We start from the raw sequence: 24,164 nt of genomic DNA on the forward strand, positions 1-24,164 counted from the left end.
ACGTGAGCATCCTCGTCCCCACCTCCCTGGACAGTGACCAGCTGCACCGGGACGCGCTGACCGTCCTGCAGCCCGGCTTCGTCGGCACCGAGCCGCCGGAGTGGCTGCGCCGCCACCTCGCCGCCGGTCTCGGCTCCGTCGCGCTGTTCGACCGCAACGTGGCCGACCTCGAGCAGCTGTCCGCGCTCACCGCCGCGCTGCGCGCCGAGAACCCCGACCTCCTCATCGCCATCGACGAGGAGAGCGGCGACGTCACCCGGCTGGAGGCCGGCTCCGGCTCCTCCTGGCCCGGCAACCTCGCCCTCGGCGCGATCGACGACCCGGCGCTGACCCGGGACGTCGCCCGCGAGCTGGGCCGGGCGCTGGCCTCCGCCGGCGTCAACTACAACTGGGCGCCCACCGCCGACGTCAACTCCAACCCGCGCAACCCGGTCATCGGCGTCCGCTCCTTCGGCGCCGACCCCGAGCTGTGCGCCCGGCACACCGCCGCCTGGGTGGAGGGCCTGCAGTCGGCCGGCGTGGCCGCCTGCTCCAAGCACTTCCCCGGCCACGGCGACACCGCGGTGGACTCCCACCACGGCCTGCCGGTCATCGACGTCGACCTGGACGTGCTGCGCGCCCGCGACCTGGTGCCCTTCCAGGCCGCCATCGCCGCCGGCACCAAGGCCGTGATGACGGCCCACATCATGATCCCGGCGCTCGACCCGAAGCTGCCGGCCACCCTGAGCCCGACCGTGCTGCGCGACCTGCTGCGCGCCGCCCCGGCCGAGGGCGGCCTCGGCTACCAGGGCCTGATCGTCAGCGACGCGATCGAGATGGGCGCCATCGCCGACACCTTCGGCATGGGCGAGGGCACCGTCCTGGCCCTGGCGGCCGGCGCGGACGCGATCTGCGTCGGCGGCGGGCTGGCCGACGAGGAGACCGTGCTGATGCTGCGCGACGCCATCGTGGCGGCCGTGCGCTCGCGCCGGATCTCCGAGGAGCGGCTGGCCGACGCGGCCGAGCGGGTCCGCTCGCTGGGCAGCTGGGGCCGGATCGCGGCCCAGGGCGACCAGCCGGAGCCGGACCTCGCGGTCGGCCTGCGCGCCGCCCGCCGGGCGCTCAGGGTCGTCCGGGCGCCGGGCCGCGAGGTGCTGCCGGTGACCGAACGCCCGTACGTGGCCTCGTTCTCGGACGAGCCGAACATCGCCGTCGGCGACGTCACCCCGTGGGGCGTGGCCGGCATGCTGGCCGACCGCTTCCCCGGCACCCGCACCCGCGAGGTGTCGGCCGCCGAGGCCGCCCCCGAGCTGCTGGACGCGCTGGTCGAGGAGCTGGTGGCCGGCGCCGAGGGCCGCCGCCTGGTGCTGGTGGTCCGGGACGCGCACCGGCACGCCTGGATGTCCGCCGCGCTGGGCCGCCTGGTGGCGGCCCGGCCGGACGCCGCCGTGGTCGAGATGGGCCTGCCCCAGTCCGAGCCCTCCGGCGCGCTGTACATCGCCACCCACGGCGCCGCCCGGGTCTGCGGGCTGGCGGCCGTGGAGGTCCTCACCGGGCAGCCGGGAGCGATCGGCTGACACCTTTGAAGGCGTCACCCACAGTGATCGGGGGCGCCGCGCGAACGGGCCCGTCATGCGCATGCCGCATGGCGGGCCCGCCGCGTTTCCACCCCGTTGACCTGCGCGATCATCGAATGACCGTGCTCCCTCAAGTGGGCCTTAAATCGGCCTTAAGTTCCACTTAGGGTGACCATGAGGCAACTGATCGCCACCGGGTACAACGGCTCTGCAACGGCCTTGGCAACAAGGGCTGTTGGCCGTTGACACCACACTTGGTCTAGGCCAGAGTCCACTGCAACCGGTTCGAACTTCAACCTCACCGGTGTGGTATCAGCGCTCCCGAAGCACCTCGCTGCCCCGGCCCGGACTCTCCGTGGCGGGCACCATCACGCTCCCGGCGGGCATCACGGCTCTCACAACCCCTCGGAGGATGGCGTGAAGACGCGTCAACTCAAGACGACGTTCGGCATCATGGCGCTGGCGATCGGACTCACCGCCTGCTCCTCGTCCGGCTCGACCTCGGCCGACAAGAGCCCCGCCTCCGACCCCAAGGCCGCCGGCGGCAGCGTCACCGTCTGGCTGATGGACGACGCCCAGAAGAACTGGCCCGACCTGGTCCAGCGCGTCAACGACGAGTTCGCCGCGAAGTACCCCAAGGTCACCCTGCGCCTGGTGTACCAGGGTTGGGCCGACAAGGTCACCAAGCTGGACAAGGCCCTCGCCGACGGCAACGCCCCCGACGTGGTCGAGCTGGGCAACACCGAGACCATGAAGTACGTGCTCTCCGGCGCCCTCGCCCCGGTGGACCGCAGCAGCTTCGACAACTCCGACGCCTGGATCAAGGCGCTCGCCAACACCTGTACGTACCAGGACAAGCTCTGGTGCGTGCCGTACTACGCCGGCGCCCGCGTCGCCATCTACAACTCGGCGGCCTTCCAGCAGGCCACCGGCAGCGGGGAGTTCCCCAAGACGGAGACCGACCTGCTGGCCGCGCTGGACCGCATCGCCGACAAGAACAAGGACAAGTCCTTCTCCCCGCTCTACATGCCGGGCCCGTACTGGTACGCGGCGGCGAGCTACGTGGCCGCGTACGGCGGCAGCATCGCCAAGTTCGACTCCTCCGGCAACTGGCACGGCACGCTGCACGACGCCAAGTCCCAGCAGGGCATCAGCCACTTCGTCGACCTGGTGCGCAAGTACAACAAGGGCGACCTGACGGTCAACGAGCAGAACCAGTACGAGGCGATGGCCCGCGGCCGCGCCGCCTCCTTCTACGGCAACGGCTACGAGGCCGCCAGCGTCGCCGCCCCCGGCACCGGCGACCCGAGCCTCAAGGACGCCGTCAAGCTCGCCACCATGCCCGGCCCGGACGGCAAGCCGCTGCCCACCTTCATCGGCGGCTCCGACCTCGCCGTCACCGCCAAGTCCCAGCAGACGGCGCTGGCCGCCGACTGGGTGCGGATGTTCACCAGCGGCAAGTCGCAGCAGGCGCTGGCCGACAAGGACATCCTGCCGAACAACCTCACCCAGCTGGCCCCGCTCAAGACCAAGCCGTCCACCGCCGCCGCGGCCAACGCCGTGCCGGATGCCTGGTTCACCCCGCTGGCCCCCGGCTGGGGCGCGGTCGAGAAGCAGAAGATCCTGCCCGACATGCTGACCGCGATCCTCAAGGGCAAGTCCGTGGACCAGGCCACCAAGGAGGCCGACGCCGCGATCGACCAGCTCATCAACAAGCAGTCCTGACCGACGAACCCCAGGCTTCCACGGCCCGGTGTGCCCGCGAGCGCGGGCACACCGGGCCGTTTGTTCCTAGGATTGCCGCCAGGAAGGCCCGGAAGAAGACCGGAGGCACCAGCAGATGTCCGACCCCCAGACCGCTCCCGGCCGGATCATGGCGGCGGAGATGGCCGAGCAGCCGGCCGTCCTGCGGCGCATCCTCGACGAGGGTGCCCCGAAGATCCGCGAGATCGCGGCCGAGATCGCCGCCCGCAAGCCCCGATTCGTCCTGCTGACCGCGCGCGGCACCTCGGACAACGCCGCGCTCTACGCCAAGTACCTGATCGAGATCCTGCTCGGCAAGCCGGCCGGTCTGACCTCCATGTCCACCACCACGGCGTACGGGGCCAAGCCCGATCTGACCGACGTGCTGGTGATCACCGTCAGCCAGTCCGGCGGCTCGCCCGACCTGGTGGCCTCCACCAAGGCCGCCCGCGAGGCCGGGGCGATCACCCTCGCCGTCACCAACAACCCCGACTCCCCGCTCGCCGAGGTCTCGGAGTTCCACATCGACGTGCTGGCCGGGCCGGAGAAGGCCCTGCCCGCCACCAAGACGTACACGGCCGAGCTGCTCGCGCTCTACCTGCTGGTCGAGGGCCTGCGCGGCGGGGACGGCGCCGCCGCCCGGGAGCTGCCCTCGCTGGCGGCCGGGGTGCTGGCGCGCCAGGCCGAGGTGAAGGCGCTGGCCGAGCGCTACCGCTTCGCCCAGCGGCTGGTGATCACCTCGCGCGGCTACGGCTACCCGACCGCCCGCGAGGCGGCGCTCAAGCTGATGGAGACCACCTACATCCCCGCCACGCCGTTCTCCGGCGCCGATCTGCTGCACGGGCCGCTGGCGATGGTGGACAACGTCTCGCCGGTCATCGCGATCGTGCCGGACGGCAAGGGCGGCGAGGCGCTCCAGCCGGTCCTGGACCGGCTGCGCGGCCGCGGGGCCGATCTGGTGGTCGTCGGCCAGCGGGCCCAGGTGGACGCCGCCTCGGCCGGGTTCGCCCTGCCGCCGGGCGTGCCGGAGGAGGTCCAGCCGATCCTGGAGATCCTGCCGCTGCAACTGCTGGCGTACGAGGTGACCATCGCCCGCGGCCAGGACCCGGACGCCCCGCGCGCCCTGGCGAAGGTCACGGAGACGCGCTGAAAGCACTACGGGCCACGGCGCCGACGCGGGACCCTCAACCCACGCGGCACCGCAGCCCGGAGCTGTCGTCGGCCACCGGGAACGATCGAGAACTGTGCGGGGTCCTCGTTCGGCGGTGTCCGACCGAGGAGCGGCCTCGCGCGGTCAGGGCAGTTGCGCGGTGGACCTCTCCTTGGTGCCCTTTCATTGTGGACTAGACCAATCGGGCTTGTCCAGGCCCCTCGGCAAATTGGTCTAAACAACTCCAGGGGGTCCGAACCGGGCCCACGGAGCACACCGGGCTCACGGAGCACATCGGACCCACGGAGCACATCGGACCCACGCGCCCCGCCCGTGCGGCGCTACCCTCGCCATGTGCCCTCGCTGAACGAACTCGTACGCCGCCACACCACCCTCACCGGGGCCGACGTGGAATGGCTCCACCTGCTGGTCTCGGAGTGGCAGCTGCTCTCCGACCTCTCCTTCGCCGACCTGGTGCTCTGGATCCCCACCTGGGACGGCATCCGCTACGTCTCCGTGGCCCAGATGCGGCCCAACACCGGCCCCACCTCCTATCAGGACGACATGGTCGGCCACCTCGTCCCGCGCGGGCGCCGCCCGCTGCTGGACGCCGCCTTCGACGAGGGCCGGATCGTGCGCGAGGGCGACCCGGAGTGGCGCGAGGAGGTGCCCGTACGGGTCGAGTCGATCCCCGTGCGGCGCGAGGGCAAGGTGCTCGGGGTCATCGCCCGCAACACCAACCTGCTGACCGTGCGCACCCCCAGTCGGCTGGAGCTCACCTACCTGCAGAGCGCCTCCGACCTGGCCCAGATGATCGCCGCCGGCAGCTTCCCCTTCCCCGGCGTCGAGCAGGCCGACATGGACGCGGCCCCCCGCGTCGGCGACGGCCTGATCCGCCTGGACGCGGATGGCATCGTCACCTACGCCAGCCCCAACGCCCTCTCCGCGTACCACCGCCTGGGCCTGACCACCGACCTGGTCGGCAGCCACCTGGGCCGCGCCACCGCCGACCTCACCCCGCCCTCGCGCTCGGCCGTCCACGAGGCGCTGGTGAAGATCGCCAGCGGCTGGGCGCCCCGGCAGACCGAGGTCGAGGCCCAGGGGGGAGTGGTGACGCTGCGGGCGATCCCGCTCAAGCCCAAGGGCACGCTGACCGGTTCGCTGGTGCTCTGCCGGGACGTGACGGAACTGCGCCGGCGCGACCGTGAGCTGATGACCAAGGACGCCACCATCCGGGAGATCCACCACCGGGTGAAGAACAACCTCCAGACCGTCGCCGCCCTGCTGCGGCTCCAGTCGCGCCGGATGGAGTCCGAGCCCGCCCGGGCGGCGCTCGACGAGGCCGTGCGCCGGGTCGGCTCGATCGCCATCGTCCACGAGACGCTCTCCCAGGCGCTGGACGAGCAGGTGGCCTTCGACGAGATCGCCGACCGGGTGCTGGCCATGGCGATGGAGCTCTCCCAGGACGGCCGGGTGCACACCCGGCGCACCGGCAGCTTCGGCATCCTCTCCGCCGAGGTGGCCACCCCGCTGTCGATGGTGCTGACCGAACTGCTGCAGAACGCGCTCGAACACGCGTTCGGCCCGACGGCCTCCGGCAATCTGGAGGTCAGCGCGCTGCGCGGACGGGCGCCGGCCACGGGCATGGGCTGGTCGGACAGCTGGAACGGCGGCGCCAAGCCGGAGGAGTACCTGCTGATCACGGTGCAGGACGACGGCCGGGGCATGCCGGAGGGGTTCGACCCGCAGTCCGCGGGCAACCTGGGCCTCCAGATCGTCCGCACGCTCGCCTGCGGGGAGCTGGGCGGGACCTTCGACATGGTGGCCGGCCCGGACGGCGGCACCAAGGTGATCCTGGAGATCCCGGTCCGCTGAGACGCGCTGGTGTGCGGCGGGGGCGTGCGCACGGCCGACGCGCCGGGTGCATGCTCCGCGCGCGGGCGCGGCAACGCGGGGGAGCGAGGGGCAGGCGCGGGCGTGCGGTGGCGCACCGGGCGCACGGGGCGAACCAGGCGCACCGGGCGCGGAAACAGAAACGAGGCCCTGTCGACCGGGGGGGTGGGTCGACAGGGCCTCTCAACCCGTTCCGGCCGTCGGGGGGAGTCGGCCGGAGCAGGGGCTCTGGGTGGTGCGACACCTCACCGATGCGTTGCACACGGTGAGCGCCTCAGCTCCACAATATTGCTCTGTGTGAACAGTATCAAGTGCCTGGGCGGTCCGATGTCGCAGGGCCTGGTCCAGCAAGGCCCTTTGTGCGGAAGGCTTCACCAGGAGGTGCAGGGAAGCCTGTGATCATGAGTCGATCGTTGGTGCGGTCACTGCTGGTGTGCAGCCTGTGTCACGTGGTGTGATCAGGCGGCGGAATTCTCAGGCGTGTTTCAGGCGGTGCGGGCGCGGTTGCGGGCGGCGCGGCGCTTCATCGCACGACGCTCGTCCTCGCTCATACCGCCCCAGACGCCGGCGTCCTGGCCGGTCTCGAGCGCCCACTGCAGGCACTGCTCCATGACCGGACAACGGCGGCACACGGCCTTGGCTTCCTCGATCTGCAGCAGAGCAGGACCGGTGTTCCCGATCGGGAAGAACAGCTCCGGGTCCTCTTCGCGGCAGACAGCGCGGTGGCGCCAGTCCATGGTCGTCCAACTCCTCCTGCCGACGGGGGTCACCCGCGCGGCATAATCGATGGCCTTGTGAATGTGAACGCTTTCACGAATCCCACAACAGCAAAAGAGACCAAAGGCCCATCGGGCCCGGAGTCTGTGCTGGGAGGGGATTCGGCGATTCGAGGGGCGTCTCGCGGTCAGCTCCCCTGTGATGCCGGGGTGGCCGTCGCTGCGATGTGTCCCGATCGCCATGTAGAGGTTCGCAAACCTCGGGCTCGGATACAACCCCCTTCGAGGAGGAATTTTTGATTCTTCGGTGTCGCCTAGCTCACAGCCAGTACTTCTATGGAGTGAAGGGGGCTTGTGCGTTCGAGAAGAAGGGCGAACCCCACTTCCGGTCACACAATCACACGCAGTGCCCGGCGTACGCCTGTGAAACTGACCCGACTCCGGTCTCCAAGATGGTCCCCGTCGACCTGGAACGGGGCGGGTTCCTCCGAAACCAAGGTGAAGTGTCTGACGTCGTGATAGGAGACGACGTGCTTCCCGCTCGGCCCGGCAGGCGGGGCGCCGTCGCTCGAAGGCGCGTACGACCGCAGGATCTGACGGACCGTTCGAGCAGTACCGAACGCCGTCATCCGGGTGATCCCGAAGACGTCGAGGTCCGTGTCGAAGGAAGCCTGAGGGGAGGGGTAGACCGGCCGGTTGCCGAGGAAGGTCCACGGCGAGGTGTTGCTGACTATGGCCATGACCAGGCCCGGAACCCTTTCGTGGCCCGGAATTTCCAGGCTCACCGGGCCCCGGCGGCGCTGCTCACGCTGGGTGAAGTAGTGCCGGACGGCCTGCCCCACGTACAGGGCGTGGGTGGACTTGCGCCCGGCCCTGCGCTGCTCCTCGACCCGGCCGACCACCCCGGCGTCGAAGCCGTAGCCGGCGGTGAAGGTGAACCAGCGATCCGGCAGCCCCTCCGTCATCGCCTTGCCCAGCCCGATCGGGCGCTCCCGCCCGCGCTCCAGCGCGTCCAGCAGGGCCCCGGTGGCCTCCACGGGGTCGTTGGGCAGGCCCAGGGCGCGGGCGAAGACGTTGGTCGAACCGCCCGGCACCACGGCCAGTCGCGGGACCTTCTCGCCCGGGCCGTGCGTGAGCAGCCCGTTCACCACCTCGTTGACGGTGCCGTCGCCCCCGAGGGCCACGACCAGGTCCACCGCGCCGTCCCGGGCCGCCTCCTCCGCGAGGTCGCGCGCGTGGCCCCGGTACTGCGTCTCCGCGACGTCCAGCTTGAGGTCGCTGCGCAGGGCGTGGATCAGCACGTCCCTGGTCCGGCCACTGGTGGTGGTGGCCTTGTGGTTCACGACCAGGAGAGCGCGCATGGGGAAAGCCTACGGGTCGGTACGGAGCAACCGGCGGCTACCCTGCTGGAGTGACCGCAGAAACCACCGCACCCGCCACCGCCCGCCCGGTTCCGCTCACCCTGGGCGCGGCCATCACCGCCCTGGAGGGCGCCGCGCTGGCCGTCGTCGGCGTCTGGGACATGGTGTCCGCGCTGTCCGGCCAGTCCAAGCAGATGGCCCTCAACGAGTTCGGCGGAGCGGTCATCGTGCTGCTCGGCGTCCTGCCGGTGCTGGCCGCCCGCGCCCTGCTCAAGGAGCGCCGCTGGGGCCGCAGTCCGGCCGTGCTGACCAACTCGATCTGCCTGCCGGTCGCGTACTACATGATCGAGAGCGGCGGGGCGATGATCGCAGTCGGCGCGGTCGTCGGCCTGCTCGGGCTGGTGGGCATCGGGTCGCTGCTGAACCCGAGGACGACGGCGGCCCTGTACACCCAGCGCGAGGGCTGAGCGCACAGGGCCGGAGAGGTCCTGAACCGCCGTCAGGTCTACTCCTCCACGAGGAGCTTCTCGCGCAGCTGGGCCAGCGTGCGGGCCAGCAGCCGGGAGACGTGCATCTGGGAGATCCCCACCTCGGCGGCGATCTGCGACTGGGTCATGTTGCGGAAGAACCGCAGCACCAGGATCTTCTGCTCCCGGGGCGGCAGTTGGGCCAGCAGGGGCTTGAGGGACTCGCGGTACTCGACGCCCTCCAGCGCCTCGTCCGTGGCGCCCAGGGTGTCCGCCACGGCCGGCGACTCGTCGTCGCTGTCCGGGACGTCCAGGGACAACGTGGAGTACGCGTTGGCGGACTCGAGGCCCTCCAGGACGTCCTCCTCGGAGATCCCCAGGTGCTCGGCCAGCTCGTGCACCGTGGGGGAGCGGCCGTGCCGCTGGGAGAGCTCGCTGGTCGCCGTGGTGAGCGACAGCCGCAGCTCCTGGAGGCGGCGCGGCACCCGGACCGCCCAGCCCTTGTCGCGGAAGTGGCGCTTGATCTCGCCGACGATGGTCGGCGTGGCGTAGGTGGAGAACTCGACCCCGCGCTCGTGGTCGAAGCGGTCCACCGACTTGATCAGGCCGATGGTGGCGACCTGGGTGAGGTCGTCCAGCGGCTCGCCCCGGTTGCGGAACCGCCGGGCCAGGTGCTCGACCAGCGGGATGTGCATCCGCACCAGTTGGTTGCGCAGCTCGACGCGCTCCGGGGAGCCCTCGGGCAGCGCGGACAGCCGGACGAACAGCGCCCTGGCCGCCTCCCGGTCCGGCGCGCCGGACCGGTGCGAGCTCTGGGCGGGCACCGCGCCGTGCGGCTCCCCGGCCTCGTCCGCCGGCTCGGGCGGGTTCGGCGAGGAGTGCGACGGATCAGACGTCGGCTCGGTCGGCTGGCTCATCCGGTGGGCGTCCTTCGGGTGCGCTTCGTCGTTGGCGGCGAGGCCGGGAACGCTCGCCTGGGTCGGTACGGCAGGGCCCGCCGTCGCGAGGCCGGTACGGTCCAGATCACTCACGGCCATTCCCCCGTTCCGTTCCGGGAGCACCGGGGCCGCCGGCCCCGGTTTCGTCTCGTTGGTCGTACCGCCCGGGGGCGGTACCGGGAGCCGCCCGCCCCGCCCCCGGTGGGGGAGCGGCGGACGGCCCTTGCACGGGTGTTGCTCAGGGGCCGGCTATTGGTAGGCGGTGGGGCCGCCGCGCTTCTTGTGCAGGCTGATGGAGACGGTCTTGTCCTCGGCGACCGAGGAGTCGACCTCGCCGGCGAGCGCCGAGAGCACCGTCCAGGCGAAGGTGTCCCGCTCGGGGGCGTTGCCGTCGGTGGTCGGCGCGGAGACGGTGACCTTCAACGCGTCCCCCACCAGGCGGAACACGCAGGTCAACACGGAGCCCGGCACGGCCTGCTGGAGCAGGATGGCGCAGGCTTCGTCGACCGCGATCCTCAGGTCCTCGATCTCGTCGAGGGTGAAGTCCAGCCGGGCCGCGAGCCCGGCGGTCGCTGTTCGCAGCACGGAGAGATAGGCCCCGGCCGCGGGCAGCCGGACCTCCACGAAGTCCTGAACTCCGAGATCGTCGTCGATCTGGGACACCCTTGCCTCCTGGGTGGCGTGCTGTGCTTCCTTGGTACCCCGTGAAGGGGTTCGATGCCAGGTGTTCCCGCCATCGAGGTCGATGCCTTCCGCACACGGTGCGGGAGTTACTCATGGTAAGGCATTGCGACGCAGGGTGGCAGGGGCTTTGCCGGACTGCGCCGGTTGCTTCAGGAACCGGTCGTTCAGCTAGAGGTGCCCGGCCCTGGTGAGTGCCTCGCCGGTGAGCCGGTAGACCGTCCAGCCGGCCATCGGGACGGCTCCGAGGGACTCGTAGAAGTCGATCGAGGGCCGGTTCCAGTCCAGCACCGACCACTCGACACGGGAGTAGCCCCGCTCCACGGCGATCCGCGCCAGCTCCAGCAGCAGCGCCTTGCCGTGGCCGCCGCCGCGCGCCTCGGGGCGGACGTACAGGTCCTCGAGGTAGATCCCGTGGGTGCCGCGCCAGGTCGAGAAGTTGAGGAACCAGACCGCGAAGCCGACCGGCTCACCGGTGGCCTCGTCCTCGGCGATCAGGCCGAACAGCGCGGGCTCGGGGCCGAACAGCGCCTCGTGCAGCTGCTCGTCGGTGGCCACGGCCGCCTGCGGTTCCTTCTCGTACTCCGCGAGATCGCGGATCATTTCGCGGATGAGGGGGACGTCGCTGGCGACGGCGGTGCGGATCATGCCTCCGAGCGTACCGACCGGGCCCCGCTTCTCCCAGGGCCCGGCCGATGAAGATCTCGAGCTCAGCGGGCTTCCGGCGGATGGCCGAGGAACCGGGCCAGCGAGGTGATCGCCGCCGGGTTGCGGGGGCTCTCCACCAGGTCGACGTAGTCCATCACGAAGATCCGGTCGTTCCTGATCGCCGAGACGCCGGCCAGCGCGGGCAGGGACTTGAGGAAGTTCCGCTTCTCCTCGGCGCTCACCGAGCCGTAGTCGTTGATCACGATCACCTCGGGGTCGCGCTGCACCACGCTCTCCCAGCCGGCCGTCACCCAGGAGTCGTTCAGGTCGTGCATGACGTTGGTACCGCCGGCCTTGCCGATGATCTCGTCCGCGGCGGCGAACCTGCCCGCCGTGTACGGCTTGTCCTTCCCGCTGTCGTACAGGAAGACGGACGGGCGGCGCTCCGGCCTGGGGACGGCGTCGACCTGCGCCTTGAAGCGGGCGATCAGCCTGTCGGCGCGCTCGCGGACGTCGAAGATCTCGCCGAGGTTGGCCAGGTCGGTGTAGAGCGCCTCCAGCGGGTCCATCACGCCGCGCTCGGAGCCCTTGCCGCTGCGGCAGGACTCGGTGAGCACGTAGGAGGCCACGCCGAGGGCCTTGAACGCCTCCGGGGTGACGCCGCTGCCCTCGTCGAAGCCGTAGTGCCAGCCGGCGAAGACCAGGTCGGCCCTGGCGTCCAGGGCGATCTCCTTGGTGAGCACCTTCTTGGAGAGCCAGGTGGTCCTCTCGTACCCGTCCTTCCACTCGACGGTGTCGATCCGCCCCTTGTCCTCGGGCATCACGTAGCCGGCCATCCGGTCGGCGAGGCCGAGGGCGAACATCATCTCGGTGATGCCGACGTCGTTGGTGACCGTCCGGGCGGGCTTCTGCGCGAAGGTGAGCCCGGTGCCGCAGTTGTCGACGGTCACCGGGTAGTGCGCCGAGGAGCCGGAGGCTTCGTCGGTGGAAGCCCTGTCGGCGGGGGCGATCTCGGCGCCGCAGGCGGTGAGGCCGAGGGCGAGCAGGGTGACGGCGGCAAGGGCTTTGGTACGCAAGGGGGTTCTCCTCCCGGAGAGGTCGGCAGAGGTCGGCAGAGGTCGGCAGAGGTCGGCCGGCGAGCTCAGAGGCGGTCGAACAGCAACTGGAGGGCGCCGGTCAGCGGGTGCCGTACGGGCGTGGCCCGCACGCCGAACACCTCGGCCAGCAGCTCGGGCCGGAGCACCTCCTCGGGCGGCCCCGAGGCGACGATCCGGCCGGCGCGCAGCACGTACAGCAGGTCGCAGTGGGCCGCCGCCAGGTTGAGGTCGTGCAGCGCGGTGAGCACGGTCGGGCCGGCCTCGCGGGCCAGCGCCAGCACCTCCAACTGGTGGGCGACGTCCAGGTGGTTGGTGGGCTCGTCCAGCACCAGCAGCCTCGGTTCCTGGACGATCGCGCGGGCGATCAGCGTCCGCTGCTTCTCGCCGCCGGACAGGTGCAGGAAGCCCCGCTCGGCCAGGTGCTCCACGCCGACCCGGCGCATCGCCTCCGCGCAGCGCTCCGCCTCGTGGGCGCCGGGGCCGGACAGGCCCCGCCGGTGCGGCAGCCGTCCCATGACGACCACCTCGGCCACGGTGAAGTCGAACTCGGCCGAGTGCTCCTGCGTCAGCGCGGCCACCCGGCGGGCCGATTCGCGCGGGGTCAGCGCGTGCAGGTCGTCACCGTTCAGCCGTACGGACCCGCCCGCCGGGCGCAGCACCCGGTAGACGCAGCGCAGCAGCGTGGACTTGCCGCTGCCGTTGGGCCCGATCAGCCCGACCACCTGCCCGGGCGCGGCCCTCAGACCCACCTCGTGGACGAGCCTGGTGCCCGCCAGTTCGACGCTGACGCCCTCGACGAGCAGTTCCTCGGGGTTCGCCATCATCGCCCTCCCAGGGCCTGGCCGCGGCGGCGCATCATCAGCAGGAAGGCGGGCACCCCGAGCACGGCCGTGAAGACCCCGACGGGCAGTTCGGCGGGTGCCAGCAGGGTCCGTGAGGCGATGTCCACCCAGACCAGCAGCAGCGCCCCGGCCGGCGGCGCGACGAGCAGCACCCGGCGGTGCGAGGCGCCGACCAGCATCCGGGCCAGGTGCGGCATCAGCAGCCCGACGAAGCCGATCGCCCCGCTCACGGCGACCACGGTGCCGGTCACGGCGGCCGTCACCACGAACAGCTCGCGGCGCAGCCGGTCCGGGTCCACGCCGAGCGAGGCGGAGGTCTCGTCGCCCATCGCGAGCGCGTCCAGCCGCCCGGAGGCGCAGGCCAGGTACACCAGCCCGGCCAGGACGGTGGCGGCGGCGATCGGCACCGAGCCCCAGGTCGCGCCGCCGAGGCTCCCGAGCAGCCACATCATGACGTCCCGGGCGGCCTCGCCGCGGTCGGCGGCGAAGACCATCAGGGAGGTGACGGCGGAGAACCCGTAGGACAGCGCGGTGCCGGTGAGCACCAGCCGCAGCGGGGTGAGCCCGTACGCGGTGCGGGCGGCGAGGTAGACCAGCACCATCGCGGCCAGCGCGGAGGCGAAGGCGGAGACGGATATCGCCCAGATCCCGAGCGCGGCGAAGGCGCCGAGCAGCATCACGGCGTTGGCGCCGACCGCCGCTCCGGAGGAGATGCCGAGGACGAAGGGGTCGGCGAGCGCGTTGCGCACCAGCGCCTGCACGGCCACGCCGGTGGCGGCCAGGCCCGCGCCGACCACGGCGGCCAGGAGGGTGCGCGGCAGCCGGATCTGCCAGACGATCGCGTACGCGGCCGCCTCGTCGGCCTCCAGCCGGCCGCCCGTCAGGCCGGCGCCCAGCAGCCGCAGGACCTGCGGGACGTCCAGCCCGGCGGAGCCGAGGACGACCCCGCAGACCAGCGAGACCAGCAGGGCGAGGAGCAGCCCGAGCGCGAGGGGCGGGGCGGGTGTTCGGCGTGGGGGCGGGCTGGTGCTCACGGTCACGGGCGGCTGCGCCTTGCCTCGGGCCGGGGGCGCGCCGGGCCGGGCCGCCTGCCGGGCTGCGCCGGAGGGGGCCGTCCCCTCGCAGTCCACGGCGAGTCGTCGGGAGTACAGCGGCCGGGGGCGATCGGGCTGGCGGGGCCGTACGGGTACGGGCTCCGCTCACCGTTGCGGGTCAGCGCCGGACTCTCACCGGACTTCTCCCTCGGACGCCCAGGCAGCATAACAGCCACTCAGGCTAGGCAACCCTTACCAGGTTTGGCGGGGTGGGGCGGGGCGCGAGTCGGCGCGGCCGTGAACGCACGACCGCCCCCGTCCGGCGGTGCGGACGGGGGCGGCCGGGTGGCGACGCGTCAGGCTCAGGCCTGCTTGGTCTCCCAGAAGATCTTGTCGACCTCGGCGATCAGGTCCAGCAGGGCCTGGCCGGTGGCCGGGTCCGTCGACGCCTTCGCGGCCGAGGCGGCCTTGAGGGTGTCGTTGATCAGCTGGTGCAGCTGCGGGTACTTCTCGAAGTGCGGGGCCTTGAAGTAGTCGCTCCACAGCACCGAGATGTGGTGCTTGACGGCCTCGGCGCGCTGCTCCTTGATGATGATGGCGCGGGCGCGGAAGTGCGGGTCCTCGTTGGCCTGGTACTTCTCCTGGGTGGCCTTGACCGACTCGGCCTCCAGCTTGGCCTGCGCGGGGTCGTACACACCGCAGGGCAGGTCGCAGTGGGCGTGCGCGGTGACGCGCGGTGCAAACAGACGAGAGAACATGGGAGTCCTTCCTTAGATCGTCTTCCCGCGGCCGAGACTACCGCCACCCCCTCGTGGTTTCGCGATCGGGCGGTGGGCCTAGGGCAAAAGGCCGAGTCGCGCACGGGCCGCGGCCGAGTCGAAGCGCACGTCGAACCGGTGACGGTCCGTACGGCAGACTGGGGGCGGTCGGCGCGGGAGGAGGAGTCGTGGCGCGGAGCACGGGAGCGGAGGGCGTGGCCCGGGGCGGAGCGCTGCCGTTCGGGCTGGTCGACGTGGCCGGCCCGTCCATGGTGCCGACCCTGCGCGAGGGCGACCAGCTGCTCGTCCGCTACGGGGCGCCGATCAGGCCCGGGGCCGTGGTGCTCTTCCGGCACCCCCTCCAGCAGGACCTGCTGGTGGTGAAGCGGGCCGCCGAGCGCCGGGCGAAGGGCTGGTGGCTGCTCTCCGACAACCGCCCCGTGGACAGCGACAGCCGCTCCTACGGCGCCGTGCCGGACGAACTGGTCCTCGGCCGGGTGCTGCTGCGGCTGCGCCCCGCCCCGGCCTGGCTGGCGCCGGGGCGGCGGCTGGAACGGCTGCTGCTGGGCTCCCGGCTGGTACGGCTGCCGGGGCTGGCCCGCCGCCTCGGCGTCTGGGTCGAGGAGACCCCGTAGCGCCTCTCCTGGCTAGGACTGCTCAGGACTGCTCAGGACTGCTCAGGGCTGCTCAGGGCTGCTCCTGGAGCGCCGCCGCGGCCTCCAGGCGCTTGCGGGCGCGGTAGGCGGCCACGTTGGCGCGGGTGGCGCAGCGGTCGGAGCAGTAGCGCCGGGAGCGGTTGGTCGAGGTGTCCAGGTAGGCGTTGCGGCAGGGCGCGGCCTGGCAGATGCCGAGGCGGTCGGCGCCCAGCTCGGTGAGGTGGACGGCCAGGCCCATGCAGGCCACCGCGCTGAAGTGGGCGGTGGCGGTGGGGGAGTTGTCGGCCAGGTGCAGGTGCCAGCGCGGGCGGCCGGCGTCGTCCAGGAAGTCGTGGCCGGAGACCAGCGGGCTGACGGGGTACTCCATCAGCAGGCTGTTCAGCAGGTCGACGGAGCGGATCTCGTCCCCCTCGGCGGCGGACTCGAAGACGCCGCGCAGCCGGGTGCGCACGGCCCGCAGCCGGGGCACGTCGGACTCGTCCGCCAGGGCGGCGGCCCGGGAGGAGTCGGAGAAGAGGGCGCGCACCGCGTCCACCGAGGTCAGGGTGTCGGTGCCGCGCTCGGGCTCCTCGGTGTTCACCAGCCGAACGGCGAGGTCGGCGTACGAGGCCAGCTCCACGGCGGTCCTTCCAGGTTTCGGTAACGGGCTGACGGCATCCAGCCTATTACCTTGAGAGGGAAAACGTCGGCGCCCGGCAGGATCCGCCTGCCGGGCGCCGATCGTACGTGCTCAGAGCACCTTGGACAGGAAGGCCCTGGTGCGCTCGTGCTGCGGGTTGCCGAGCACCTCGCGGGGGTTGCCGGACTCGACGACCACGCCGCCGTCCATGAACACCAGCGCGTCGCCGACCTCGCGGGCGAAGCCCATCTCGTGGGTGACGACGATCATCGTCATCCCCTCCTCGGCCAGGCCGCGCATGACGTCCAGCACCTCGCCGACCAGCTCCGGGTCGAGCGCCGAGGTGGGCTCGTCGAAGAGCATCAGCTTGGGCTTCATGGCCAGCGCACGGGCGATCGCCACGCGCTGCTGCTGGCCGCCGGAGAGCTGCGAGGGGTAGCTCTTCGCCTTGTCGGCGAGTCCGACCCGCTCCAGCAGGGCCATGCCGCGCTCGCGGGCCTCGGCCTTGCTCTCCTTCTTGACCTGGACCGGGGCCTCCATGACGTTCTCGACGGCCGTCATGTGGGGGAACAGGTTGAAGCGCTGGAACACCATGCCGATGTCACGCCGCTTGAGGGCGACCTCGCGGTCGCGCAGCTCGTGGAGCCGGTCGCCCTTCTGCCGGTAGCCGACGAGTTCGCCGTCCACCCACAGGCGGCCGCCGTTTATCTTCTCGAGGTGGTTGATGCACCGCAGGAAGGTCGACTTGCCGGAACCGGACGGCCCGACCAGGCAGAACACCTCGCTCTGCCTGACCTCCAGGTCGATGCCCTTGAGCACCTCGACCAGGCCGTACGACTTGTGCACGCCCTCGGCCCGGACCATCGGCCGGTCGGCGGCCGGTGCGGCGTCCGCAGGGGTCTTGGTCAGATCGGTCATACGTGACCACCTCCCTCGAGCCCCGGGACGACGTCGTGCTCCTTCGGGGCCGGCTTTCCGGCGAACAGCCTGCGCACCCGCTGAAGCGGTGTCGGCGGCAGCGTTCGGTTCGCACCACGAGCGTAGTGCCGCTCGATGTAGTACTGCCCGATGGTGAGGATCGAGGTCATGATCAGGTAGTAGATGCTGACCGCGACCAGCACCGGGACGGTCTGGAAGGTGCGCGAGTAGATGTCGTGGCCGGCCGTGAACAGCTCGGTCAGCGAGATGACCTGGACCAGCGAGGTGGTCTTCAGCATCGAGATGGTCTCGTTGCCGGTCGGCGGGATGATCACCCGCATCGCCTGCGGCAGGACGATCCGGCGCAGCGTGGCCGCCCGGCTCATGCCCAGCGCGTGCGCGGCCTCGCTCTGGCCCTCGTCGACGGACTGGATGCCGCCGCGGACGATCTCCGCCATGTACGCGGCCTCGTTGAGGCCGAGGCCGAGGAGCGCGGCGGTGAAGGTCGGGATGAGGGTGTTGGTGTCCTCGGACCAGAACGACGGGCCGAACGGGACGCCTACCGAGAGGGTGTGCCAGAGCGTGCCCAGGGTGTTCCAGAACACGAGCTGGACCAGCACGGGGGTGCCGCGGAACACCCAGATGTAGAACCAGGCCGTCCCGGACAGCAGCGGGTTCGGCGAGAGTCGCATGATCGCCAGGAGCACACCGCCGACCACGCCCATGAGCATGGCGAACAGGGTGAGTTCGAGCGTCTTGCCGATGCCGGCGATGATCGTCTCGTCCTGCATCGTGTCGCGGACGACGTCCCACTGGAACGCGGGGTTGTAGATCAGGGCGTGGAGCAGCATCGCCGCGAGGACGAGGACGACGAGGGCTCCGGCCCAGCGTCCGGGGTGGCGCACCGGGACGGCCTTGATGGGCTCAGGCCGTCCCGGCTTCGCCAGCCCCTGGTCTGAAGAATTCACAGTTGAGTGGCCTCAGGGGGTGTGGTGGAGCGGAGGGTCAGCTCTTGGCGGCGTTGACTTCGGACTTGTCGATCGCGCCGGCCTCGACGCCCCACTTGGCGAGGATCTGCTTGTAGGTGCCGTCGGCGATCAGCGACTGGACGGCGCCCTGCACGGCCTTGGTGAGCGGCGAGTTCTTGTCCAGGACGACGCCGTAGGGCGCGCTGTCGTAGGTGTCGCCGATCTTCTCGAGCTGGCCGTTGGTCTGCTTGAGGGCGTAGTCGATCACCGGCGAGTCGGCCATCATGGCCTGGTCGCGGCCGGCGAACAGGGCCTGGGTGACGTCCGTCTGCAGCGGGAACTTGTCGCCGTCGTTGGGGATGGTCGGCTTGCCGGCCTTGGAGCAGTCCGGGTTGCGCTTGTCCTTGATCTCGTCGGCCTGGGTGGTGCCGGTCTGGACGGCGACCTTCTTGCCGCAGAGGTCCTTGGCGTCGATCTTGTCCGGGTTGCCCTTCTTCACCGCGATGGCCGAGCCGGCGGTGAAGTAGGTGACCATGTCGACGGTCGCCTCGCGCTCCTTGGTGTCGGTGAAGGAGCTCATGCCGGCCTGGTACTTCTTCGCCGAGATGCCCGGGATGATCGAGGTGAAGTCGGCGTTCTGGACGTCGGCCGTCAGCCCCAGCTTCTTGGCGATGGCGTCGGCCAGGTCGACGTCCATGCCGACGATGTTGCCCTTCTCGTCCTTGAACTCGTTGGGCGCGTACGAGGCGTCGGCGGCGACCACGAGCTTGCCCGAGGACTTGACGTCGGCGGGGACGAGGTCGGCCAGCTTCGGGTCGGCCGTCACGGCGCCGACCGTGGCGCTCGGGTTGGTGCCCGCGCCGGCGGTGGAACCGGAGGAGGACTTGCTGCTGCCGCAGCCGGTCAGGACGAGGGACACGGAGGCGGCAACCGCGCAGGTGGCGAGGAGCCGGGTGCGGGTACGGGCGGTCATGAGGGGGATCTCCTCCTGGGAGAGAAGCAGTGCCTGGGCGCGGGGGCGCGCAGGGGGCTTGCGGGTACTGCGTCCGCCACCCTCCGCCGAGGTGGACGTTGACGGAACCGCCTCGACCAGTGGTCGGCTCGATCCGAGATGGGGGGAATCCTGCCATCTGAGGACGGTCAGGTGGCCCTTATTCAGATCAAAATCGGATAACGAGGGCGCGTAGTGTCCGCTATTCGGACCAATACCGTGGACCTGTCACCCTCCGTATAAGTATGCAGACCTCTCCGGTCCGGGCCCGGAGGCCCGCCGGAGGCTTCCGGGGGCCGCCCGCCCTGCCGGGGCGAGGGGTGGGTGTGCCAGAATTCGGTACCCGGGTGACCCCCGGACGCTCGAACCGGACCGACGAGCCCCGACAGGCTCGGGGTGCCCGGGAACGGAAGTCATCACGAGGCTCCGTATCCATGGCACCGGCTCCTCCTGGTCCGTGTTCACTCCTGGCCCGACGCGACGGCACGGCGATGAACAGTGCGCGACGAGGACGAAAAGGCATAGGTGCGATGCCTTCGTCCGACCTACGCTCGGCCCGGAAGCACTCATCAGTCCAACAGACCCCATAACCCTCATCCGAGGGCGCCGCCCGGCGGCTGCGCCCCGACCCCGCCCCCGGGTACCGCTTTCGCGTACCCGGTTTCCGGTTTCCCGGACGGGTCGCCCAGTCCGTCGGCCGCGCACCTCGCCAGAACAATGACGAAGAGGTCATCGTGGCAGCGGAGATCATCCACAGCAGCACCCAGGACACCGACGATCCGGTCGACGCCGTGTTCGCGCTTCACCGCGGCGGCAAGATGGAGATCCGGTCGACCGTCCCGGTGCGCGACGCGGACGACCTGTCCCTCGCCTACACCCCCGGTGTCGCCCGGGTCTGCACGGCCATCGCCGAGCAGCCGGAGCTGGTCAACGACTACACCTGGAAGTCCAACGTCGTCGCGGTGGTCACCGACGGCACCGCCGTGCTGGGCCTGGGCGACATCGGCCCCGAGGCCTCGCTGCCCGTGATGGAGGGCAAGGCCATCCTGTTCAAGCAGTTCGGCGGCGTGGACGCGGTGCCGATCGCGCTGGCCTGCACCGGGGTCGACGAGATCGTCGAGACCGTGGTGCGGATGGCGCCCTCCTTCGGCGGCGTCAACCTGGAGGACATCTCCGCTCCGCGCTGCTTCGAGATCGAGCGCCGGCTCCAGGAGGCCCTGGACATCCCGATCTTCCACGACGACCAGCACGGCACCGCGATCGTCACCACCGCCGCCCTGTGGAACGCGGCCAAGGTGACCGGCCGCGAGATCGGCTCGCTGCGGGCCGTCATCTCCGGCGCCGGCGCGGCCGGCATCGCCATCGCCAAGATGCTGGTGGCCGCCGGGATCGGCGACGTCGCGGTGTGCGACCGCAAGGGCGTGGTGTACGAGGGCCGCGGCGACCTGACCGACGTCAAGGCCGAGATCGCCGGGCGGACCAACCGCACGGGCCTCAAGGGCAGCCTGGCCGAGGCGCTGAAGGGCGCCGACGTCTTCATCGGCGTCTCCGGCGGCACCGTTGCGGAGGAGGCCGTGGCGACCATGGCCGAGGGCGCGTTCATCTTCGCGATGGCCAACCCCAACCCGGAGATCCACCCCGAGGTCGCGCACAAGTACGCGGCGGTCGTCGCCACCGGGCGCAGCGACTTCCCGAACCAGATCAACAACGTGCTGGCCTTCCCCGGCATCTTCGCGGGCGCCCTCCAGGTGCGGGCCTCCCGGATCACCGAGGGCATGAAGCTGGCCGCCGCCAAGGCGCTGGCCGGCGTGGTGGCCGACGAGCTGACCCCGCAGAAGGTCATCCCCTCGCCCTTCGACGAGCGGGTCGCCCCGGCGGTGACCAAGGCCGTCGCCGAGGCCGCCCGCGCGGAGGGCGTCGCCCGGGCGTAAGGGTTCGACCCTCCGAGGCCGGGACACGCGTCACATGTTCGCGTGCTTCCCGGCCTCGGCCGTACCGGGCTAACGTCCGGGGCATGTTCGCCGCCTACGCCGCACGCATCGACACCGACGATCCGCTAAGCGGGCTGGAGCTCGGGGAGTTGCCCGAGCCGCAGGCCCGTCCGGGCTGGAGCGTGGTCACCGTCCGGGCCGCCAGCCTCAACCACCACGACCTCTGGTCGCTGCGCGGGGTCGGTCTGCCCGCCGAGCGGCTGCCGATGATCCTCGGCTGCGACGCCGCCGGGATCGACGAGGACGGCAACGAGGTCGTCATCCACTCCGTGATCGGCCAGAGCGGCCACGGGGTGGGCCCGGCCGAGCCGCGCTCCATCCTGACCGAGCGCTACCAGGGCACCTTCGCCCAGAAGGTGGCCGTGCCCACCTGGAACCTGCTGCCCAAGCCCGCCGAGCTGAGCTTCGAGCAGGCCGCCTGCCTGCCCACCGCCTGGCTGACGGCCTACCGGATGCTGTTCACCAACGCCGGGGTCAAGCCCGGCGACACCGTGCTGGTGCAGGGCGCCGGCGGCGGGGTCTCGACCGCGCTGGTGGTCCTCGGCAAGGCGGCGGGCCTACGGGTCTGGGTCACCGGACGGGACGGCGCCAAGCGGGAGCGGGCCCTGGGTCTCGGCGCCGACGCGGTGTTCGAGAGCGGCGCCCGGCTGCCCGAGCGGGTGGACGCGGTGATGGAGACCGTCGGCGCCGCGACCTGGTCGCACTCGGTGAAGTCGCTGCGCCCGGGCGGCACGATCGTCATCTCGGGTGCGACCTCCGGCGCCAACCCGAGCGCCACCGAGCTGAACCGGATCTTCTTCCTGGAGCTCAAGGTGGTCGGCTCGACGATGGGCTCCAAGGAGGAGCTGGCCGGGCTGCTCTCCCTGTGCGCCACCTCCGGGGTGCGGCCGGTGATCGACAGCGTGCTGCCGCTGGCCGGGGCCCGGGACGGCTTCGCCCGGCTCGCCGCCGGGGACCTCTTCGGCAAGATCGTGCTGAACCCGTAAGCGGGAGACGGTCCGGTGCCTCCCCCCGGAGGCACCGGACCGTCCGTCCGTACGGTGTGGCCTGTCAGCCTGTCAGCCTGTCAGCCCAGCAGCCGCCGCAGCCGCTCGCCGGCCGTGCCCAGCACCGTGCGGGCCGCGGTCAGCCGGTCGGCGTCGACCCCGCCGTCGCGGGCCGCGTCGCGGACCTGGTCGCGGAAGCGGTCGAGCAGCCGCTCCAGCTCGCGGGCCGGGTCCCCGGAGGGGTCGGTGTGCGCCCAGGCCGGCAGGTCGACGGGCTCGGCGGCCGCGTCCTTGTCCAGATCGACCCGGGTGACGGTGATCCGCTCACCCGTGGGTGCGGACGGTGGGGACGGCGGGGACGGCGGGCTCGGCGGCGAGGGTTCCTCGCCCGCCGGGTGGCCCCAGCGGGCCGCGTCGGCCAGCCCGGCCAGGCCCTTGGTCAGCTCGGACAGGCCCTCGGCCAGCCCGGTCGGCCAGTCGCCCTTGGCGGCGTGCTCGCGCACCTGCTGCTCGACCCGGCGCTTGATCCGCAGGGCCTCCTGCTGCGCCGCCGCGCGCGAAGCCTTGGCCTCCTCGCGCAGCCGGCGGGCCTCCGCCTCGGCGGCCTTCGCCTTGGCCTTGGCGGCCTTCTCCTGCTCGCGGGCCCGCTTGGCCTGCTCCGAGGCCTGCCGCTTGAACTGGGCGAACTCCTCCTTGGCGCGCTGCCAGGACTCGTTGTCGCCCCAGGGGCCCGACCACGGGTCGCCGCCCGCGGAGCGCTCCGGCTTCGGCGCCTGGCCGGCGGCTCGCCACAGCTCCTCGCGCAGGTTCTTGGCGCTGTCCCTGACGTCCTCGCGGATCGCCCCGGCCAGCTGCGCCACCGAGTCGTGGATCTCCCGCTCCAGCTCGTCCAACTCGCCCCGGCGGGCTTCGAGTTCGGCCCGGCCGGCGTCGGTGAGCCGGTAGACCTTGCGGCCGCCCTCGGTGCTGTGGCTGACCAGGCCCTCCTGCTCCAGCTTGGCCAGGCGCGGGTACACCGTGCCGGCGGAGGGCGCGTACAGGCCCTGGAAGCGCTCCTCCAGCAGGCGGATCACCTCGTAGCCGTGCCGGGGGGACTCCTCGAGGAGCTTGAGCAGGTAGAGCCGGAGCCGGCCGTGGCCGAAGACGGGGGTCATCTCACGCCTCCTTGGTGAAGTCGGGGCCGGCCGGCTTGTCGAGGCTCGGGCCGGGGAGCTCGCGCACCGGGGCCTCCTCCTCGCTCTCGGGGCGGCGCAGGACCGTCACGGCGCCGGAGACGGTGGTGACGTTGAGGCTGCCTCGGCCCTCGCCGAGCTGGCCGGACAGTCGCTTGGCGCCCCAGTTGCCGGCGATCTTGAGCTGCTCGAAGGTGCTGGTGATGTCGCCGCTGGTGGAGCCGGCCTCGACCTTGGCGTCGGCCAGGGAGGGGATGCGGATGGCGACCGCGCCGCTGACGGTGGTGACCTTGACATCCGTCTCGGCCGCGACGTCGAGGTCCAGGGTGACGGCACCGGTCACCGAGTTCACCTGGACGCGGTCGGCGGTCCCGGCGACCACGGTCAGCCGGCCGGAGGCGGTGTTGACCTTGAGCTGGCCGGCCACCGACTGGGCGTCCACGTCACCGCTGACGGTGTTGGCGTCCGTCCTGCCGTTCAGGCCGACCAGGGTGGCGTCGCCGCTGAGGCTCTGCACCGAGACGTGCTCCGCGAACCCGGAGACGGTGGTGCCGGCGGAGACGGTGCCGACCTTGACCTCGGTGGAGGCCGGGACGGTGACGGTGACGCCGACGACCCGCTTGTTGCGCAGGGCCGAGAACCAGGTCTTGACCGAGTCCATCGACTTGAGGACGTTGCCGAAGTCCCCCCAGCTGTTGAGGTCCTTGTACGTCACGGTCAGCACGCCGTCCACCAGCGTCACGTGCAGCGGCTCGCCGCGCAGTTCGGTGACCTCCAGGCGCGCCGGGCCCTCGGCGGCCACGACGTTGACCGTGCCGTCGATGACGCGCACGTGCAGCGCCCGGATCGCCTCGTCGACGGTGATCCTCTCGGGCCCCTCGACCGTCCACTGGTTCATCTCTGCCGCCTCCCGTCCAGGATCGCGATGTATCGCGTTCTCTTCCAAAGACGATATATCGCGTGCCGGGAAAAGCAAGCG

At 71.5% G+C, this 24,164-nt stretch carries 23 protein-coding genes and 1 riboswitch; of the genes, 8 read left to right on the forward strand and 15 right to left on the reverse strand.

Going from position 1 to position 24,164, the window contains the following annotated elements; translation table 11 throughout:
• Positions 1 to 2 precede the first annotated feature (2 nt).
• The 4 genes from ACIBCA_RS06540 to ACIBCA_RS06555 all read left to right on the forward strand — a co-directional run bounded on the left by ACIBCA_RS06540 (position 3) and on the right by ACIBCA_RS06555 (position 6,324).
• A complete protein-coding gene (locus ACIBCA_RS06540; protein WP_396281693.1) occupies positions 3 to 1,556 on the forward strand; it encodes a glycoside hydrolase family 3 protein in 1,554 nt (517 codons plus the stop codon).
• A gap of 453 nt (positions 1,557 to 2,009) precedes the next feature.
• Positions 2,010 to 3,281 carry an extracellular solute-binding protein gene (locus ACIBCA_RS06545; protein ID WP_396281817.1) on the forward strand — a complete coding sequence of 424 codons (1,272 nt, stop codon included), beginning with the start codon at positions 2,010 to 2,012 and terminating at the stop codon, positions 3,279 to 3,281.
• Between the two features lie 115 nt (positions 3,282 to 3,396).
• Positions 3,397 to 4,449: an SIS domain-containing protein gene (locus ACIBCA_RS06550; protein WP_396281694.1), complete on the forward strand. Its 1,053-nt coding sequence runs from the start codon at positions 3,397 to 3,399 to the stop codon at positions 4,447 to 4,449.
• Positions 4,450 to 4,803: 354 nt separating this feature from the next.
• A complete protein-coding gene (locus ACIBCA_RS06555) occupies positions 4,804 to 6,324 on the forward strand; it encodes a sensor histidine kinase (protein ID WP_396281695.1) in 1,521 nt (506 codons plus the stop codon).
• A gap of 503 nt (positions 6,325 to 6,827) precedes the next feature.
• Here ACIBCA_RS06555 and ACIBCA_RS06560 read toward each other — a convergent pair.
• Together ACIBCA_RS06560 and ACIBCA_RS06565 are read right to left on the reverse strand one after the other, a co-directional pair.
• On the reverse strand, positions 6,828 to 7,079 hold the full coding sequence (locus ACIBCA_RS06560) for a WhiB family transcriptional regulator (protein WP_014138019.1): 252 nt from the start codon (positions 7,077 to 7,079) through the stop codon (positions 6,828 to 6,830).
• Positions 7,080 to 7,447: 368 nt separating this feature from the next.
• On the reverse strand, positions 7,448 to 8,419 hold the full coding sequence (locus ACIBCA_RS06565; RefSeq protein ID WP_396281696.1) for a diacylglycerol/lipid kinase family protein: 972 nt from the start codon (positions 8,417 to 8,419) through the stop codon (positions 7,448 to 7,450).
• Between the two features lie 50 nt (positions 8,420 to 8,469).
• Between ACIBCA_RS06565 and ACIBCA_RS06570 the strand changes: the two genes are divergently transcribed.
• Entirely contained in the window at positions 8,470 to 8,886 is a 417-nt protein-coding gene (locus ACIBCA_RS06570; protein ID WP_396281697.1) for a hypothetical protein, read from the forward strand.
• Between the two features lie 38 nt (positions 8,887 to 8,924).
• On the opposite strand, the gene ACIBCA_RS06575 is transcribed toward ACIBCA_RS06570, so the two are convergent.
• The 7 genes from ACIBCA_RS06575 to sodN form a co-directional block, all read right to left on the reverse strand.
• Positions 8,925 to 9,917, reverse strand: coding sequence for a SigB/SigF/SigG family RNA polymerase sigma factor (locus ACIBCA_RS06575; RefSeq protein ID WP_396281698.1), 993 nt, complete (start codon positions 9,915 to 9,917; stop codon positions 8,925 to 8,927).
• 156 nt (positions 9,918 to 10,073) lie between these two features.
• The gene (locus ACIBCA_RS06580) at positions 10,074 to 10,487 is read right to left on the reverse strand and encodes an anti-sigma regulatory factor (RefSeq protein ID WP_396281699.1); all 414 of its coding nucleotides are present in this window, start codon (positions 10,485 to 10,487) and stop codon (positions 10,074 to 10,076) included.
• Positions 10,488 to 10,676: 189 nt separating this feature from the next.
• Positions 10,677 to 11,153 carry a GNAT family N-acetyltransferase gene (locus tag ACIBCA_RS06585; protein ID WP_396281700.1) on the reverse strand — a complete coding sequence of 159 codons (477 nt, stop codon included), beginning with the start codon at positions 11,151 to 11,153 and terminating at the stop codon, positions 10,677 to 10,679.
• 62 nt (positions 11,154 to 11,215) lie between these two features.
• Positions 11,216 to 12,229 carry an ABC transporter substrate-binding protein gene (locus ACIBCA_RS06590; protein ID WP_396281701.1) on the reverse strand — a complete coding sequence of 338 codons (1,014 nt, stop codon included), beginning with the start codon at positions 12,227 to 12,229 and terminating at the stop codon, positions 11,216 to 11,218.
• A 65-nt stretch (positions 12,230 to 12,294) separates the two neighbouring features.
• Positions 12,295 to 13,074, reverse strand: coding sequence for an ABC transporter ATP-binding protein (locus tag ACIBCA_RS06595; protein WP_396281702.1), 780 nt, complete (start codon positions 13,072 to 13,074; stop codon positions 12,295 to 12,297).
• On the reverse strand, positions 13,071 to 14,126 hold the full coding sequence (locus ACIBCA_RS06600) for a FecCD family ABC transporter permease (protein ID WP_396281818.1): 1,056 nt from the start codon (positions 14,124 to 14,126) through the stop codon (positions 13,071 to 13,073). The genes ACIBCA_RS06595 and ACIBCA_RS06600 overlap by 4 nt, the downstream gene beginning before the upstream one ends.
• Before the next feature lie 106 nt (positions 14,127 to 14,232).
• Positions 14,233 to 14,381: riboswitch (cobalamin riboswitch) on the reverse strand.
• 107 nt (positions 14,382 to 14,488) lie between these two features.
• Entirely contained in the window at positions 14,489 to 14,884 is a 396-nt protein-coding gene (gene sodN, locus ACIBCA_RS06605) for a superoxide dismutase, Ni (RefSeq protein WP_031068859.1), read from the reverse strand.
• A 188-nt stretch (positions 14,885 to 15,072) separates the two neighbouring features.
• On the opposite strand from sodN, the gene sodX reads away from it, so the two are divergent.
• Positions 15,073 to 15,519: a nickel-type superoxide dismutase maturation protease gene (sodX, locus tag ACIBCA_RS06610; protein ID WP_396281703.1), complete on the forward strand. Its 447-nt coding sequence runs from the start codon at positions 15,073 to 15,075 to the stop codon at positions 15,517 to 15,519.
• 52 nt (positions 15,520 to 15,571) lie between these two features.
• On the opposite strand, the gene ACIBCA_RS06615 is transcribed toward sodX, so the two are convergent.
• The 4 genes from ACIBCA_RS06615 to ACIBCA_RS06630 form a co-directional block, all read right to left on the reverse strand.
• Complete coding sequence (locus ACIBCA_RS06615) at positions 15,572 to 16,159, reverse strand: CGNR zinc finger domain-containing protein (protein WP_396281704.1); 588 nt, start codon at positions 16,157 to 16,159, stop codon at positions 15,572 to 15,574.
• A gap of 111 nt (positions 16,160 to 16,270) precedes the next feature.
• Positions 16,271 to 17,077 carry an amino acid ABC transporter ATP-binding protein gene (locus ACIBCA_RS06620; protein WP_396281705.1) on the reverse strand — a complete coding sequence of 269 codons (807 nt, stop codon included), beginning with the start codon at positions 17,075 to 17,077 and terminating at the stop codon, positions 16,271 to 16,273.
• Positions 17,074 to 17,982 (reverse strand): amino acid ABC transporter permease, encoded by a 909-nt coding sequence (locus tag ACIBCA_RS06625; protein WP_396281706.1) that lies wholly within the window; start codon positions 17,980 to 17,982, stop codon positions 17,074 to 17,076. Before ACIBCA_RS06625 ends, ACIBCA_RS06620 begins: the two co-directional genes overlap by 4 nt.
• Positions 17,983 to 18,082: 100 nt before the next feature.
• Positions 18,083 to 19,018 carry an ABC transporter substrate-binding protein gene (locus ACIBCA_RS06630; protein WP_396281707.1) on the reverse strand — a complete coding sequence of 312 codons (936 nt, stop codon included), beginning with the start codon at positions 19,016 to 19,018 and terminating at the stop codon, positions 18,083 to 18,085.
• Positions 19,019 to 19,770: 752 nt separating this feature from the next.
• Between ACIBCA_RS06630 and ACIBCA_RS06635 the strand changes: the two genes are divergently transcribed.
• Positions 19,771 to 20,967 (forward strand): NADP-dependent malic enzyme, encoded by a 1,197-nt coding sequence (locus ACIBCA_RS06635; RefSeq protein ID WP_396281708.1) that lies wholly within the window; start codon positions 19,771 to 19,773, stop codon positions 20,965 to 20,967.
• 83 nt (positions 20,968 to 21,050) lie between these two features.
• Complete coding sequence (locus ACIBCA_RS06640) at positions 21,051 to 22,013, forward strand: zinc-binding dehydrogenase (protein WP_396281709.1); 963 nt, start codon at positions 21,051 to 21,053, stop codon at positions 22,011 to 22,013.
• Positions 22,014 to 22,093: 80 nt separating this feature from the next.
• Here the strand turns inward: ACIBCA_RS06640 and ACIBCA_RS06645 are convergent, their stop codons facing one another.
• Both ACIBCA_RS06645 and ACIBCA_RS06650 read right to left on the reverse strand, forming a co-directional pair.
• Positions 22,094 to 23,167, reverse strand: coding sequence for a PadR family transcriptional regulator (locus ACIBCA_RS06645; RefSeq protein ID WP_396281710.1), 1,074 nt, complete (start codon positions 23,165 to 23,167; stop codon positions 22,094 to 22,096).
• Position 23,168: 1 nt separating this feature from the next.
• Positions 23,169 to 24,083 carry a DUF4097 family beta strand repeat-containing protein gene (locus ACIBCA_RS06650; RefSeq protein WP_396281711.1) on the reverse strand — a complete coding sequence of 305 codons (915 nt, stop codon included), beginning with the start codon at positions 24,081 to 24,083 and terminating at the stop codon, positions 23,169 to 23,171.
• Between the last annotated feature and the right edge of the window lie 81 nt (positions 24,084 to 24,164).

This window comes from Kitasatospora sp. NPDC051170 (assembly GCF_044455705.1).
Lineage (GTDB): Bacteria > Actinomycetota > Actinomycetes > Streptomycetales > Streptomycetaceae > Kitasatospora.